11 protein-coding genes are annotated in these 14,682 nt (G+C 64.1%); 5 read left to right on the top strand and 6 right to left on the bottom strand.

The annotated features are described in order from the left end of the window. Positions 1–14 precede the first annotated feature (14 nt). The 3 genes from C0Z16_RS27365 (at position 15) to C0Z16_RS27355 (ending at position 5,489) form a co-directional block, all read left to right on the top strand. Positions 15–521 carry a (2Fe-2S)-binding protein gene (locus C0Z16_RS27365; RefSeq protein WP_102635190.1) on the top strand — a complete coding sequence of 169 codons (507 nt, stop codon included), beginning with the start codon at positions 15–17 and terminating at the stop codon, positions 519–521. Beyond that, positions 518–4,150, top strand: a complete 3,633-nt coding sequence (locus C0Z16_RS27360; RefSeq protein ID WP_102635189.1) for a molybdopterin cofactor-binding domain-containing protein — start codon at positions 518–520, stop codon at positions 4,148–4,150. The genes C0Z16_RS27365 and C0Z16_RS27360 overlap by 4 nt, the downstream gene beginning before the upstream one ends. Before the next feature lie 130 nt (positions 4,151–4,280). Continuing rightward, the gene (locus tag C0Z16_RS27355) at positions 4,281–5,489 is read left to right on the top strand and encodes an ABC transporter substrate-binding protein (protein WP_102635188.1); all 1,209 of its coding nucleotides are present in this window, start codon (positions 4,281–4,283) and stop codon (positions 5,487–5,489) included. A 140-nt stretch (positions 5,490–5,629) separates the two neighbouring features. Here C0Z16_RS27355 and C0Z16_RS27350 read toward each other — a convergent pair whose 3' ends face one another. Then, positions 5,630–5,881 carry a hypothetical protein gene (locus tag C0Z16_RS27350; protein ID WP_102635187.1) on the bottom strand — a complete coding sequence of 84 codons (252 nt, stop codon included), beginning with the start codon at positions 5,879–5,881 and terminating at the stop codon, positions 5,630–5,632. Between the two features lie 154 nt (positions 5,882–6,035). Here C0Z16_RS27350 and C0Z16_RS27345 point away from each other — a divergent pair, with 154 nt between their 5' ends. After that, on the top strand, positions 6,036–6,563 hold the full coding sequence (locus C0Z16_RS27345) for a DUF6496 domain-containing protein (protein ID WP_102635186.1): 528 nt from the start codon (positions 6,036–6,038) through the stop codon (positions 6,561–6,563). 121 nt (positions 6,564–6,684) lie between these two features. Here the strand turns inward: C0Z16_RS27345 and C0Z16_RS27340 are convergent, their stop codons facing one another. Next, positions 6,685–8,013: an aspartate aminotransferase family protein gene (locus C0Z16_RS27340; protein WP_102635185.1), complete on the bottom strand. Its 1,329-nt coding sequence runs from the start codon at positions 8,011–8,013 to the stop codon at positions 6,685–6,687. 262 nt (positions 8,014–8,275) lie between these two features. Between C0Z16_RS27340 and C0Z16_RS27335 the strand changes: the two genes are divergently transcribed. Next, positions 8,276–9,691, top strand: a complete 1,416-nt coding sequence (locus C0Z16_RS27335) for an aminotransferase-like domain-containing protein (protein ID WP_102635184.1) — start codon at positions 8,276–8,278, stop codon at positions 9,689–9,691. A gap of 6 nt (positions 9,692–9,697) precedes the next feature. On the opposite strand, the gene C0Z16_RS27330 is transcribed toward C0Z16_RS27335, so the two are convergent. The 4 genes from C0Z16_RS27330 to C0Z16_RS27315 form a co-directional block, all read right to left on the bottom strand. Next, complete coding sequence (locus C0Z16_RS27330) at positions 9,698–10,324, bottom strand: LysE family translocator (protein ID WP_102635183.1); 627 nt, start codon at positions 10,322–10,324, stop codon at positions 9,698–9,700. A 148-nt stretch (positions 10,325–10,472) separates the two neighbouring features. Next, on the bottom strand, positions 10,473–10,850 hold the full coding sequence (locus C0Z16_RS27325; protein ID WP_102635182.1) for a response regulator: 378 nt from the start codon (positions 10,848–10,850) through the stop codon (positions 10,473–10,475). Positions 10,851–10,878: 28 nt separating this feature from the next. Beyond that, positions 10,879–14,001 (bottom strand): CheR family methyltransferase, encoded by a 3,123-nt coding sequence (locus C0Z16_RS27320; protein WP_102635181.1) that lies wholly within the window; start codon positions 13,999–14,001, stop codon positions 10,879–10,881. Further along, complete coding sequence (locus tag C0Z16_RS27315; protein ID WP_102635180.1) at positions 13,998–14,264, bottom strand: type II toxin-antitoxin system ParD family antitoxin; 267 nt, start codon at positions 14,262–14,264, stop codon at positions 13,998–14,000. The genes C0Z16_RS27320 and C0Z16_RS27315 overlap by 4 nt, the downstream gene beginning before the upstream one ends. Positions 14,265–14,682 lie beyond the last annotated feature (418 nt).

The raw sequence follows: 14,682 nt of genomic DNA, 5'->3' as shown, positions 1-14,682 counted from the left end.
CGGACGATGCGCTCATGAACGGGCCGGCGCCGCTCGCGCTGAAAGTCAACGGCGCGACGCATCTCGTCAGCGCCGCCGCGGATACGCCGTTGCTTTACCTGCTGCGCAACGACCTCGCGCTCAACGGGCCGAAATTCGGCTGCGGACTCGGCGAGTGCGGCGCATGCACGGTGCTGCTCGACGGCATGCCGACGCGCGCTTGCGTGACGACGGCGAGAGTGGCGTTAGGCCACGAGATCACGACGCTCGAAGGATTGGGCACGCGTGCGGCGCTGCATCCGGTGCAACAGGCATTTATCGAAGAACAGGCCGCGCAATGCGGCTATTGCCTGAGCGGCATGATCATGACGGCAAAGGCGTTGCTCGATCGCGATCCGCATCCGAGTGTCGAAACAATCCAACGCGAGTTGTCGCGCAACCTGTGCCGCTGCGGCACGCATGTGGAAATCGTGCGTGCGGTGCAGCGCGCCGCTGAATTGCTGGCCATACAGAAGAATGGTCCCGAAGGGGCGCACGCATGACAGGACCGGACTTCAGCGTCGATCGCCGCGCGGCGCCGCCATCGCGAAAGCAGTTGTATGACGCGCACAGCGTGCTGATCGTCACCCGTGCGCCGCAAGCGCAGATTCAGCCGGCTATCGGCCAGCCTGGCTCGCGTTCGTCGTTCGTGCCTAGCGAGGCCGACATGTTCCTCGCGGTGCGCGACGACGGCAGCGTGATCGCGTTCAACGGCCACGTCGATCTCGGTACTGGCATCGGCACTGCGCTTGCGCAGATCGTCGCGGAAGAACTCGATGTACCTTTGACGCGCGTTTCGATCGTGCTTGGCCACACAGCAGAGACGCCGAATCAGGGGCCGACGATTGCCAGCGCCACGATGCAGATAACGGCCGTGCCGTTGCGGCACGCGGCGGCGCAGGCGCGCCAATGGCTGCTCGCGCAAGCGGCAACGCGGCTTGGCGTCGATCTAGAAAAGCTCGATGTACGCGACGGCATCGTGTTTCAAAACGACAACGCGGCTGCCGTTGAGGCCGCAAAACGCATCGGCTACGGCGAACTGATCGCGGGGCGGCGCATCGAATTGCTGTTGACCACCGACGCGCCGTTGAAATCCCCGGACGCATACAAGATAGTCGGCAAGAGCGCGCCGCGCGTCGATATTCCGGCGAAGGCAACGGGCGAATTGAGCTTTGTCCACGATGTGCGCGTGCCCGGCATGTTGCACGGGCGCGTCGTGCGCCCGCCGTATGCAGGGCTTGCGCAAGGCGATTTTGTCGGCAAGAGCCTCCTGCATGTCGACGAAGAATCGATTCGCGACTTGCCGGGCATCGTCAAAGTGGTGCTGATACAAGACTTCGTCGGCATTGTGGCGGAGCGGGAGGAAGTCGCGCAGCAGGCCGCGAAGCGGCTCGACGTGCGATGGAAGAGCACGGACCCTCTGCCGCCGCTCGAAACCAGCGAAGAAGTGGAAGCCGCGCTGCGTGCGAATCCGTCGAAACGGCGCGACCTCGTGATCGATGGCGATGTCGACGCGGCGCTCTCACACGACCCCAGCCGTACGCTGAATCGCACCTACGTGTGGCCGTTTCAGATGCATGCGTCGATTGGCCCTTCGTGTGCAGTGGCCGATTATCGCGAGGGCGCGTTGAAAGTGTGGTCCGGCACGCAGAATCCGCATTCGCTGCGCGCCGACCTTGCATTGCTGATGGCAATGGACGAAGCGCACGTCGAAATCGTGCGCATGGAAGCAGCGGGTTGCTACGGCCGCAATTGCGCGGACGATGTCGCCGCTGACGCCGCATTGCTCTCGCGCGCCGCTGGCCTTCCGGTGCGCGTGCAACTGTCGCGAGAGGACGAGCATGCGTGGGAGCCGAAGGGCGCGGCGCAATTGATGGACGTGCGCGGCGCGTTAAGCGCCGAAGGCGAACTCGCGGCTTACGACTTCGCGACGCGTTATCCATCGAACGACGCGCCTACGTTGGCGCTATTGCTGACCGGCACGGTGTCCGCGCAGCCGCAGGTGTTCGAAATGGGCGACCGCACGGCCGTGCCGCCGTACGACTATCGCACCATGCGCATCGTTTGCGACGACACGCCGCCCATCGTGCGGGCGTCGTGGCTGCGCGGCGTGTCCGCGTTGCCGAATACGTTCGCGCACGAGTCGCTCATCGACGAACTCGCGACGGAGGCGGGCGCCGATCCGGTCGAGTTTCGCCTGAAGCACTTGACCGATCCGCGCGCCGTCGAACTCGTCAAGGCGGTCGCCGAGCGCGCGGGCTGGCAGCCGCGAGAGCCGGGGATCAACGAGCTTCGCGAAGACGGCGACATAGCGCGCGGCCGCGGCATCGCTTACGCCCGTTATGTGCACAGCAAGTTTCCCGGCTTCGGCGCGGCGTGGTGCGCGTGGGTCGCGGATGTCGAGGTGAACCGCAGAAGCGGCGAACTCGCGGTGACACGCGTGGTGGTCGGGCAGGACACCGGCACGACGATCAACCCGGACGGCGTGCGTCATCAGATTCACGGCAACGTGATCCAGGCGACCAGTCGCGCGTTGAAAGAACGCGTGACGTTCGGCGACAACGCGGTGACGAGTCAGGAGTGGGGCGCATATCCGATCCTCACATTCCGTGAAGTGCCCGTGATCGACGTCGTGATGATGCCGCGTCACGGCGAGCCGCCGATGGGCGCGGGCGAGTCGGCGTCGCTGCCGGGCGCGGCGGCGATTGCGAACGCGTTGTACGACGCTACCGGCGTGCGCTTTCGAAGGCCACCGTTCACGCCCGAAACGATCCGCGCGGCGCTCGCCGATGGTCAGGCAGAAGATGCCGCCAAGGCCGCGGCGCGAAAGAAAAAACGCTGGCGGCTCGGTTTTCTCGGCGCGTTTGCCGCGGGCGCGGCGGGTTGGCTGGGGGCATTGTCGTTGGCGCCGCAACCGATAGCGCCCATCGCGCCGCCGCTTGCTAGTGCATTCGCGCCGGACTTGATAGCGCGCGGCAAACTGCTGGCGTCGCTCGGCAATTGCGCGGTATGCCACACGGCGCGCAACGGCGTGCCGAACGCCGGCGGCAAGCCACTCGAGACGCCGTTCGGCACCGTCTATAGCACCAACATCACGCCCGATGCGCAGACAGGCATCGGCTCCTGGTCGCTCGAAGCGTTCGTTCGCGCGATGCGCGAGGGCATCAGCCGCGACGGACATCGGCTGTATCCGGCGTTCCCGTACACGTCGTTCAAAAACACATCCGACGACGACCTCAACGCGCTCTACGCGTATCTGATGTCACAAACGCCGGTGCGCTTCCGTCCTCCGGAAACGAAACTGCCGTTTCCATTCAGCGCGCGTCCGCTGATGGCCGCATGGAACGGCCTCTTCCTCGGACGCAATGCGCTTACGGCCAGCGCGACGCAAAACGCGCAGTGGAATCGCGGCGCGTATCTCGTCAACGGCCTCGCGCATTGCAGCGCATGCCATACGCCGCGCAACGCATTCGGCGCCGAGAAAACCGGCGCGGCCTTCATGGGCGGCGGCACTGCGGAAGGGTGGCAAGCGCCCGCATTGTCGGCGCTTTCGAACGCGCCTGTGCCGTGGAGCGAAGACGAGTTGTTCAGCTATCTGCGTTTCGGCCACGCGCCGTTGCATGGCGTCGCGGCCGGTCCGATGGCGCCCGTCGTCGCCGATCTCGCGGCGTTGCCCGACAGCGATATTCGCGCGATGGCCACGTATCTCGCGTCGCTGAATCCGTTGGAGGCGAACGTCGATACCGCCGCCATGGCGCGCGAATACGAGCAGGCGAGTGCGATTACCGGCGCGCCGTCCAGCGTCGGCGCACGGCTCTTCGACGGCGCATGCGCCGCGTGTCATCACACGGGCAGCGGGCCGCAGTTGTTCGGTGCGCATCCGTCGCTCGCGCTCAATACGAATCTGCACAGCGAGAAGCCCGATAATCTGATCCGCGTGATTCTCGACGGCATCGGCTCGCCTGCGCGGCCCGAACTCGGTACGATGCCGGCTTACCGCGACAGTTTCAACGACGCCCAGGTTGCCGAGCTTGTTTCGTATCTGCGCCGGCAGTTCGCGGGCGGCAAACCGGCATGGCAGGACGTCGCCGCGAGCGTCGCCCGGATTCGCGCTATGCCTCGCACCGAGTGAGTGGCCAACTGAGTGGCAAATAAGTGGCCAACTAAGTGGCCAACTGACTGACCGCCCGGCGAGAGTCACCGCTGCAACGCCTGATAGAAAACCAACGCATTCCCGCAATCCCTTTGATACGGAGAAACGCATGACCACGCGCGCAGGATGGATCTCTCGCCTTACGCTATCGACGGTGCTGTCGCTCGCCGCCTTCGGCGCGAACGCCCAGCAGACCATCAAGATCGGGGAAATCAACAGCTACAAGGCGCAGCCGGCCTTTCTCGGGCCTTACAAGAACGGCTGGAATCTTGCGCTCGAACAGATCAACGGCTCGGGCGGCGTGCTCGGTAAAAAGCTGGAAGTCGTTTCGCGCGACGATAACGGCAACCCCGGCGACACGATTCGCGTCGCGCAGGAGTTGATCGCCCGCGAGCAGGTGCAACTGCTGTTCGGCGGTTTCCTGTCGAATACGGGCCTCGCGCTCACCGACTTCGCGAAGCAGAAGAAGATCTTCTTCCTCGCCGCCGAACCGTTGACCGACAAGATCGTCTGGGCCGACGGCAACAAATACACGTATCGTTTGCGTCCTTCCACATATATGCAGGTCGCGATGCTCGTACCGGAAGCGGCCAAACTGAAGAAGAAGCGCTGGGCGCTGGTCTATCCGAACTACGAGTACGGGCAGTCGGCGGTCGCGACTTTCAAGAAGCTGTTGAGCGCCGCGCAGCCTGACGTGCAGTTTGTCGCCGAACAGGCCACGCCGCTCGGCAACGTGGATGCGGGCGCGGTCACGCAGGCGATCGCCGACGCGAAGCCGGATGCGATTTTCAACGTGCTGTTCGGCGCCGATCTCGGCAAGTTTGTGCGCGAGGGCAACACGCGTGGTCTGTTCAAGGACCGCAGCGTCGTTTCGCTGCTGACGGGCGAGCCGGACTATCTCGATCCGCTGGGCGCCGAAGCGCCGGCCGGCTGGATCGTGACCGGCTATCCGTGGTATTCGATCGATACGCCGGCCAACAAGAAGTTCGTGGACGCCTATCAGGCGAAGTATCACGACTATCCGCGGCTCGGCTCGGTGGTCGGCTATTCGGCGCTGATGTCGATTGCGGCCGGTATCAAGAAGGCGGGTTCCGTCGATACCGACAAGCTCGCGGCGGCCTTCAAGGGCCTTGGCGTGGAAACACCGTTCGGGCCGATCACCTATCGCGCGCAGGACAATCAGTCGACCATGGGCGCATATGTCGGCGTGACGGGTTTGAAGGACGGCAAAGGTGTGATGACCTCGTATCGCTATATCGACGGCGCGAGTGTGCAGCCGTCGGATGCCGAGGTGAAAAAGCTGCGGGCTGCCGAGTAACTTTGCTCTGGCTGTGCTTGCAAGCCGCTACGCCTGCAGCCGCCCAGGCTGCGGGCGTGCGCGAAAGCCCACGCTTTTGCGCGACGCCTGCCGGCTTGCCGGTCTGTCGATACACGACCCGCTCACATAAAGATAACGCGCTATTCCTCTGCGTCGTGCTCCATCACGAAGCGCCGCAAATAAGCCAGCACGGCCGCCTCGACCGCGCGATGGTCCGCGGTGCTCTTCGAGCCGGCGTTCTCCTCGTCGCCGAACAGGGACGGCGGCGCGTCGTGCACGTCCACCTCCTGCCCTTCGCGAAAGATGCGAATCTCGTGGACGTCTTCGGCGTATTCGGCAATCCAGTGCACGCCTTCGATATGCGCACCCGCGCGCACGGTAGGGATCTTCATGGATGTCTCCCGTTCAGGCCGGTCCAACGCGCCGACCCTTGACCACACCATACGCCGTCCGCGAGAACGGCGCGAGTCCCGCAGAGCATTTGCGCGTCCGCCCCGGCACAGGCATTGCTGCATGACAGAGGCCACAGTCAATGGGAGAACTGTCATGCCCGAAAAGAAAACGCTCAAGCGTGCCGAAGCCGACAAACGCGCCGGCAAGTCGTCGAGCACGCAAGCTGGAGAGTTCGTCAAGGAACAGGTGGACAAGGTGCGCGCCGGCAAGCACGGCGTCAGGTCGCCCAAGCAGGCCATCGCCATCGGCTTGTCGGAAGCGCGTCGCGCGGGCGTTGACCTGAAGGCGCCGAAGAAGGGCACCACGAGCGAGGCCACGCGTAAGAAAGCCGAGAAGGATAGTGCAGCGGGTCAGAAGAAGGGCGCTGGGAAGAAGACGGCCAGCAAGGAGTCGACGGCAAAGCGCTCACGCACCAGCACCAATGTGCTGAAACGTGAAAGCACGGCCGGTGCGTCGCACTCGGCGATGTCGAAGCAGGCGAAGTCGGCGGCAGCGAAGCGTCCGGCGGCGAGCCGCTCGGCCGCAGCGAAGAAAGCCGCTGCGACGAAGGGTGCGGCCGGCCGTTCCGCCGCGGCAAAGAAGGCGGCTCAGACGCGGGCTGCGCGCGCGCATCATCATTGAGCGCGGTGACGTTCGGGGCGCTCAGTGACGCGCACTGAGGTGCATTGAGGTGCTCTGACGCGCTCAGACCGCAGTGAGGAAAAGGCGGCACGCGAACCGCGCGCCGCCTTTTCCCTTCGTGTTACTGCACGGTAGCCAGCACGTCGTCGACCGTCTTGAACAGATGCGCGATCTGCTCTTCGTCGATGATGAGCGGCGGCGAGAACGCCAGGATGTCGCCGGTAAAGCGCACGAGCACCCCTGCCTCGAAGCATTTGACGAAGGCTTCATAAGCGCGCGCGCCGGGTGCGCCGTCGCGCGATTCGAGTTCGATGCCCGCGATCATGCCGAGGTTGCGGATGTCCTTGACGTGCTTGGCGCCGCGCAGCGAGTGGACGGCAGCCTCGAACGTCGGCGCGAGCGATGCGGCGCGCTCGAACAGTCCCTCGCGGCGATACAGGTCGAGCGTGGCGATGGCCGCAGCGGCTGCCACCGGGTGCGCCGAATACGTGTAGCCGTGAAACAGCTCGATGGCGCCTTGCGCTGCGGCGTTGACGATCGTATCGTGGACCGTGCGGCTTGCCGCGACAGCGCCCATCGGAATCGCCGCGTTGTTGATCGCCTTGGCCATCGTGATCAGGTCGGGCGTGACGCCGAAATATTCGCTCGCCGTAGCCTTGCCGACGCGGCCAAAGCCCGTGATCACTTCGTCGAAAATCAGCAGGATGCCGTGCTTCGTGCAGATCTCGCGCAGCTTCTGCAAGTAGCCTTGCGGCGGAATCAGCACGCCCGTCGAGCCGGCGACCGGTTCGACGATCACCGCGGCAATCGTCGACGCATCGTGCAGCGCCACGATGCGCTCAAGTTCGTCCGCGAGATGCGCGCCCCAGGCCGGCTGGCCCTTAGTGAATGCGTTGTGCTCCAGGTTGTGCGTGTGCGGCAGATGATCGACCGCCGGCAGCAATGCGCCTGAGAAGGTCTTGCGATTCGGCGCGATGCCGCCGACCGAAATGCCGCCGAAGCCCACGCCGTGATAACCGCGCTCGCGGCCGATCAGACGCGTGCGTTGCGCCTCGCCGCGCGAGCGGTGATAGGCGAGCGCCATCTTCAGCGCGGTGTCGACCGATTCCGAGCCCGAGTTCGTGAAGAAAATGCGATCCAGGCCTTCAGGCATCAATTCGGCGACCTTGCTGGCCGCTTCGAATGCGAGCGGGTGACCCATCTGGAAAGTCGGCGCGAAGTCGAGCGTGGAGAGTTGCTGCGTGATTGCAGCGACGATCTCGTCGCGGCCGTGGCCCGCGTTCACACACCACAGACCGGCGCAGCCGTCGAGCACCTCGCGGCCGTCCGTGCTGCGGTAATACATGCCCTTCGCCGATTCCAGCAGGCGCGGCGCGGCCTTGAACTGGCGGTTCGCGGTAAAGGGCATCCAGAAAGACGACAGATCGTCGATGACGGGGCGCGAAGTCATGGGTTTCTCCTCGAAGTGGTTCCCCGAGCGGAGCTTCTTTGGGGCGTCCCCCAAGGGGACCTCCGCCGGGCATAGCCAAAACTGTAGCGTTCGCGGTTTAATGGCGGCATAAACAGTTGACGCAGTGTCGTGCTAACTGTGTTGGTGAATTGGCGGTAACTGTGTCGTCAGCGCCGCGCCGATCGGCGCCTCGAACACCAGCTTGCCGCGCGCGTCGTTCACTTTTAGGCCGTCCGCCGCGGCCGTCATCTTCGTCCTGACCATGATCGAATTGAACCTTGAGCGCGACCGGCGCGCCGCGCCGACGCTGGTGGAGCAGGTCGTGCAAGGCTTCGCGCACGCCATCGAGGCGCAGTCGCTGCGCGCGGGCGCGTTGCTGCCGTCGGTGCGGCAACTGGCGCACAGCCACGATCTCAGCACCTTCACCGTCACCGAGGCGTACAACCGTCTGGTGTCGATGGGCCTCGTGGTCGCGCGGCGCGGCTCCGGTTATCGGGTGGCGGCGCGCTCGCCGTCCGCGCGGGCCGCCGTGACCGACTGGCAGCCGCCGAGCCTCACCGCCACCTGGCTGCTGTCCGATGTGTTCGCCGATCATTCGGTGCCGATCAAGTCGGGCGGCGGTTGGCTGCCGAACGAGTGGATCAACGAGACCGGTCTCCAACATGCGCTGCGCGCGATGAGCCGCGTGCCCGCCGCGCGGCTCGGCGATTACGGCCATCCATACGGATTCGCGCCGCTGCGCGAGCGCATCGCCGAGCAACTCGACCGGCGCGGCCTGCCCGTGGACGTCTCCAACGTGCTGCTCACGCAAGGCGCGACGCAGGGGCTCGATCTGATCGTGCGGACGTTGCTGCGCGCGGGCGACGCAGTGATCGTCGAAGATCCGGGTTACTGCAACCTGCTGCAGATTCTCAAGCTGGCGGGACTCGTCGTGCATGGCGTGCCGCGCACGCCCGCCGGTGTCGATACCGATGTGCTGGAAGCGCTCGTCGCGCAACACAAGCCGAAGGCAATCTTCGTCAACACGACGCTGCAGAATCCGACCGGCGCGACCTTCGGCATGTCAGCGGCTTTCCGCTTGCTGCAGATTGCCGAGCGTCAGCGCATGTGGGTGATCGAGGACGACGTGAGCCGCGAGCTTGCGCCCTCGGGTGCGCCGCTTTTTGCCGCGATGGAAGGCTTGCAGCGCGTGCTGTATGTCAGCGGTTTCTCAAAGACGGTGACGCCTGGGCTGCGCTGCGGCTATGTGGTCGCCGAGCAAGCGGTATTGCGCGAACTGGCGCGCACGAAGATGGCGGTGGGGCTGACGTCGTCGGAGGCGATCGAACGGATCGTGGACAAGGTGCTGCTCGAAGGGCGCTACGCGCGCCACGTGGAAGCCGTGAACGAGCGGCTGAAGCTTGCGCATGCAACCGTCGAGGAGCGGCTCGATTCGCTCGGTCTCGAAGTGTTTCATCGCCCGCGAGCGGGGCTGTTTCTGTGGGCGCGCTTGCCGATCGATCCCACGCGCGCCGGCGACGTGGCGACCGCCGCGCTCACGCACGGCATCTGGCTTGCGCCCGGTTCCTACTTCCGTCCCGACGACGCGCCGAGCCCGTGGTTCCGCTTCAACGCGCCCTATTCGACCGACGACGGGCTGTGGCGCTTCATCGAGCGAGTGGCGCGCGGGACAGTCTAGCCGCGCTCAGGCGCCGGCGCCGCTAATCAGCTTCAGCGCGATCGGATACAGCGAGAGCACCAGCAGCAGCGCCATCGCGACGTTGAAGACGCGCAGACGCTTCGGGTCGGACAGCACGCGCCGCATCGCCGTGCCGAAACCGGCCCACAGGCAGATGCACGGAAAGCCGATCACATAGAAAAGCACCGCCATCGCGACGGCGTTCATGCTGTAGCTCTCGCTGAGGTGGATCGTCGTGGCGGCGGTCAGCACCATCATCCATGCCTTCGGATTGACCCACTGGAAAGCGATGGCTTCGTAAAATTTCATCGGCCGATGCTTGCCGTTCTTGACCTTCAATTCGCCCGACGTGCCGATTTTCCACGCGAGATACAGCAGGTACGCAACGCTTGCGACCTCGAGCACCGTGTATAGCACCGGAAAGTGAACGAAGGCTTCGCCCAGGCCGATGCCGACTGACAGCATCAACAGCACCACGCCTGCGCTGATGCCAGACACATGCGGCAGCGTGCGACGAAAGCCGAAGTTGACGCCTGAGGCCAGCAGCATCGTGTTATTCGGGCCTGGTGTGATCGTGGTGACGAGCGCGAACAGAATGCCGGCGGGCAGCGCGCTGAGCGTGAGATAAGACATGGCAGGCTCCGGTGTCTGGCAGAGGACGTTGGGAGCATTCTAGCGAGCGTTGCCGGTACAGTACCTGTACGGTTTCGGAAATGGTGCCCTGTACAGGAGCGGCGCAGGAAAGGGCGCGGCTAACGCCCCCGGAGTAAAGCGATGGCGGTCATCCGCTCCCGCTCGCGCTCAGCGCCTTGAAAAGCGCGTGATGATCGAACGGTTTCTGACACCGCGGGTAATGACGATAGCGGGCATCGACCGCGTCGATTCCGTACCCCGTCGCGAATACGAACCGTATATGCCGTGACGCGAGCGCGTCCGCCACCGGATAAGAGGGCTCGCCGTTCAGATCGACGTCGAGAATCGCCGCGTCGATGTGTTCGTTGCCTTCTTCCAGCAGTGTGACGGCTTCCTGTGCGCCCGCGATCGGTCCCACGACGCTTGCGCCGGCGCCTTCCAGCACGGTGGAAAGCGCTAGCGCGACCAGGTAGTCGTCCTCGACCACCATGATTCTCTGACCTGTCAGCACGTTCGCGAACGCCATGTTCGACCCCTCCTGACGCCGCTGCCGGCTAACGCACCGACGGCAGCGGTATTTCGATATGACACGAGACGCCGTCCTGATTGAAAGTCAGCGCCGTCTTTGCGCCGAGCGTGAACTTCAGCGCCTTTTCGATCAACTGGCGGCCGAAACCGGTCTTGCTGCTGTCCGGCGCCAGGCGCATGCCGCTTTCCAGCCAGTCGAATATGAGCGATGCAGCACCGGATGTTCCCGGTTCGACACGCCAGCGCACGACGAGCCGCGCCCGGTCGTCCTTCAATGCACCGTACTTGACTGCATTCGTTGCCAGTTCGTGCAGCACGAGTGCAATTGTTTGCACGTTCCGGAAACCCAGCGGCACAACCGGGCCGCTTACTTCGATCCGCCGACTGTCCGCCACGCCGAGCGCATCGAACTCGAGGCGCACGATTTCGGAGAGGTCGATCAGATTACCGTTCGCTTCGCCGATGAGCCCCTGCAGGCGGCCCAGTGCCGCGAGGCGGCTCGTGAACGTCTCCAGTGCCGGATCGCCCGCGAGTGTCTGCTGCGCGATCGACTGGATCACTGCCAGCAGATTGCGCGTGCGATGCTGCAACTCGGCAATCAGCACCTCCTGACGTTCTTCCGCATGCACCATGCCCGTTATGTCGACGAACGCAATCACCACACCATCGGTCTGCCGGTCGCCGTTGCGATAAGGGGCGAGACGCACCAGAAAATGCGCAAGGCCTTCCTTGCTGCTCACCTGGCGTTCTCTCGGCTGATTCGTCCTGAAGACGGTCTGGATATCGTCTTCCAGCCCGGGGAGATCGAGACGGCTGACGAGTTCCGTGATCGGGCGGCCGCGGTCGACGGAACGAATATGGAAGATGCTCCCCATTGCCGGCGTGAACGACCGGATGACCAGATTGCGGTCGAGAAATACAGTCGCAACCGAGGTGCTCTCAAACAGGTTCTGCAGGTCGCTGTTGGACCGGTCGAGCGCATCGATCTTGCCGTTCAGTTCGAGATTGACCGTATGCAGTTCCTCGTTGAGCGAGACGAGTTCTTCCTTCGATGCCTCCAGCTCTTCATTCGACGACTGCAGTTCCTCGTTGACCGAGACCAGTTCCTCGTTCGACGATTTCAGTTCCTCGAGCGCAGTCTCGTACTCCTCGATCATTGATTGAAGGCGCTCGCGCGTATCGCGCAACTCCTTTTCGAACTGTGCGGCGCTGCCGTCGTGCATGGACTGCGCGCGCGCGAGCGCCTCTTCGCGCGCGAGAACCGGACCCAGGTCCTCGAAGACGACGAGATACATGCGCTCGCCGTGCGGCTGCTCGGTCAGCGGTTCGACAGTGAGGCAGATCACCTGCACACGGCCGTCTTCACTCTCGACGACGACGCCTTCGCGCGTAGCCGGGCGGCCCGATTCGACGGCCTCGCGAAACACCGACCGCAAATCGAGGCTCAGTCCCTTGCGCGCCAGGGCGAAGAGTTGCCGCGTCGGCACGCCCGGTGCCGCCTCCAGATACTTGCCGGTGCGGCTCGAATAGTAGACGACGTCGCCATCGCGAGTGACGAGCACATGCGGCGGGGTGAACCGCTCGAGCATGTGGTTGTCTACCATGTGCCGCAGCCCCGCGCCCCCGAGCGACGGACGCGCCGGCGTAAGCGGACCCATATGCCCGATCTTCAGCGCGGCGACCGTCAGCGGCAAACGGATCTGCGGCGCGACGTCCGCTCTGCGCCGGAAGATCCGATGCTTTTTCTCCACGGGGGTAAACAGCTCGTCGAACTGGCTGACGTTCTCTGACGTGCCGAGAAACAGATAACCGTCCGGGCGCAACGCGTAGTGAAACGTCGGGATGACCTGGTTCTGGATTTCAGTACCGAAATAGATCAGCAGATTGCGGCACGATACGAGGTCGATGCGCGAAAAAGGCGGGTCGCGAATGACGCTGTGCGGCGAGAAAATACAGAGGTCGCGCACTTCCTTTGCCAGCACGTAGCTGCTCGCGTCCTGAACGAAGAATCGCTGCCGCCGCTCTTCGGAGACGCCGTCGAGCAGCGCCAGCGGATAGCGCGCCGCACGCGCGACGGCGAGCGCGCCGTCGTCGATGTCGGTGGCAAAGATCTGCACACGCGGCGGCGGATCACGGCCGTCCATCTGCTCGCGCAGCAGCATCGCGATTGAATAGACTTCTTCACCGGTCGCACAGCCGGGCACCCACACGCGCACGGCGTCGTCGGGGCCGCGCCCGTCCAGCAGTTTGGGAAGGACCACTTCCGCGAGCGTATCGAACGCCTGCGCATCGCGGAAAAAGCTGGTGACGTTGATCAGCAGATCGCGAAAAAGGGCGGCCACTTCTTCCGGGTCTTTGCCGAGCCTCGTCACGTAGGCTTCGGCAGTTTTGATCTCGAGAACCTGCATGCGCCGTTGCACGCGGCGCAGAAAAGTCTTGACCTTGTAACCGCTGAAGTCGTGCCCGACCTGGCTGCGCAGAATCGAATAGATTGCGTTGCGCGCTTCCTTGAATTCACTGCCGTCGTCTTGCGCGCCTGCATTGGCGGTTAGCCCGTCTAGCGTGAAGACGCCTGCAGCGAAGTTGGCGAGCTTCGCACCCATTTCCTCGGCCGGTACCGCGAAGTCGACGAGGCCCGTGGAGATCGCGCTCCTCGGCATGTCCGAATGGTGCGGGCCGAATCCGTCGCCGGACTGCGCCAGCGTGAGGCCGCCGCGCTCCTTGATGGCCTTGATGCCCAGGGTGCCGTCGGAGTCCGCGCCGGACAGGATCACGCCAGCGGACATTTCGCCGACGTCGGCCGCGAGCGTGCTCAAGAAAACATCGATGGGTTTGCGCTCGCGCCGGGCCTTGTCCTGCTCGTGAACATGGAGCGTCCTGTTCGCGACGCTCACGACGGCGTCGGTGGGCAGCAGGTACACGTTGTCGGGTTCGATCGGCGTGCCGTCGGCAATGGCGTGCACGGGCATGTCGGTAAAACGCGCGACAATCTCCGGCAGCATGCTTTCGCGATTGGGGCTCAGGTGAGTGATGATCACGCACGCCAGACCGGGCTTGTCCGGCATGCCGCGGAAAAAGCCTTCCAGCGCCTCGACTGCACCGGCCGAGGCCCCCACGCCAACAATGGGGAAGTCAGGGCCCGGCGTCATGCTTTCTCCTTGATCGGTGTACGGCCGCGATCGTCGGGACGCTTGACGCGCGCCGTCGGCGCAGCGTCGACCAGTCTTGCCGGCGTGGCACGACGCGCGATCTCTTCTTCCAGTAGACGCAAACCGGCGCGCACGACTTCGCTAACGGTGCCATACCGGCCTTCGGCAATTTCCGCCCGTACGAACGAAGCCAGGTGCTCCGTCAAACTGACGCTGAATGCATGCTTGCTCGGCACGGGCGCCTCGTGACTGATGGGTATCATCTAATCTTACCCTTTTGGGGCAACGATTGGCGTATTGCGGCTGGGCCTGCCCCCTTTACGGGAATGGGCGCAACGTCCGTTCCTGCCTCGTCGCGACAGTGTTCGCTTTGTTGTTTGCCAGTCGAGGATTAAAGAACTTGCGAACACTGCCGTAATCCCCCTTACCTGGGTAGCTGATCCTACCTGGTGTGTGTTTGAAGCAGTATTTGGCCAACACCGTTTCACCGGTGTTGGCTCTTTTCAAACGAGCCAGCCACCGTACGTCGGTAGAGCGACATGGTGTCCTCTCTCATTAGATCGGCGTACAGATGATTGCGGTTCCCCGCCAGGAAAAGGCGATGCCCAAGAGCGAGCGCGACGGCAGCCGCGGCCGGTAAATTCATGCGCAACGTGCGGATATCTCCACTTCGGTTCAAAG

The sequence above is a fragment of the Paraburkholderia rhynchosiae genome, from assembly GCF_002879865.1.
GTDB lineage: Bacteria > Pseudomonadota > Gammaproteobacteria > Burkholderiales > Burkholderiaceae > Paraburkholderia > Paraburkholderia rhynchosiae.
The sequence above is the reverse complement of the archived record's forward strand: the minus strand, read 5'-3'. Positions and strand labels throughout refer to the sequence as shown.

Bases quoted from the DNA above. Each gene is read 5' to 3' on its own strand.
- C0Z16_RS27365 (WP_102635190.1), top strand. From the start codon at position 15: ATGAACGGGCCGGCGCCGCTCGCGCTGAAAGTCAACGGCGCGACGCAT.
- C0Z16_RS27360 (WP_102635189.1), top strand. From the start codon at position 518: ATGACAGGACCGGACTTCAGCGTCGATCGCCGCGCGGCGCCGCCATCG.
- C0Z16_RS27355 (WP_102635188.1), top strand. From the start codon at position 4,281: ATGACCACGCGCGCAGGATGGATCTCTCGCCTTACGCTATCGACGGTG.
- C0Z16_RS27350 (WP_102635187.1), bottom strand. From the start codon at position 5,881: ATGAAGATCCCTACCGTGCGCGCGGGTGCGCATATCGAAGGCGTGCAC.
- C0Z16_RS27345 (WP_102635186.1), top strand. From the start codon at position 6,036: ATGCCCGAAAAGAAAACGCTCAAGCGTGCCGAAGCCGACAAACGCGCC.
- C0Z16_RS27340 (WP_102635185.1), bottom strand. From the start codon at position 8,013: ATGACTTCGCGCCCCGTCATCGACGATCTGTCGTCTTTCTGGATGCCC.
- C0Z16_RS27335 (WP_102635184.1), top strand. From the start codon at position 8,276: ATGATCGAATTGAACCTTGAGCGCGACCGGCGCGCCGCGCCGACGCTG.
- C0Z16_RS27330 (WP_102635183.1), bottom strand. From the start codon at position 10,324: ATGTCTTATCTCACGCTCAGCGCGCTGCCCGCCGGCATTCTGTTCGCG.
- C0Z16_RS27325 (WP_102635182.1), bottom strand. From the start codon at position 10,850: ATGGCGTTCGCGAACGTGCTGACAGGTCAGAGAATCATGGTGGTCGAG.
- C0Z16_RS27320 (WP_102635181.1), bottom strand. From the start codon at position 14,001: ATGACGCCGGGCCCTGACTTCCCCATTGTTGGCGTGGGGGCCTCGGCC.
- C0Z16_RS27315 (WP_102635180.1), bottom strand. From the start codon at position 14,264: ATGATACCCATCAGTCACGAGGCGCCCGTGCCGAGCAAGCATGCATTC.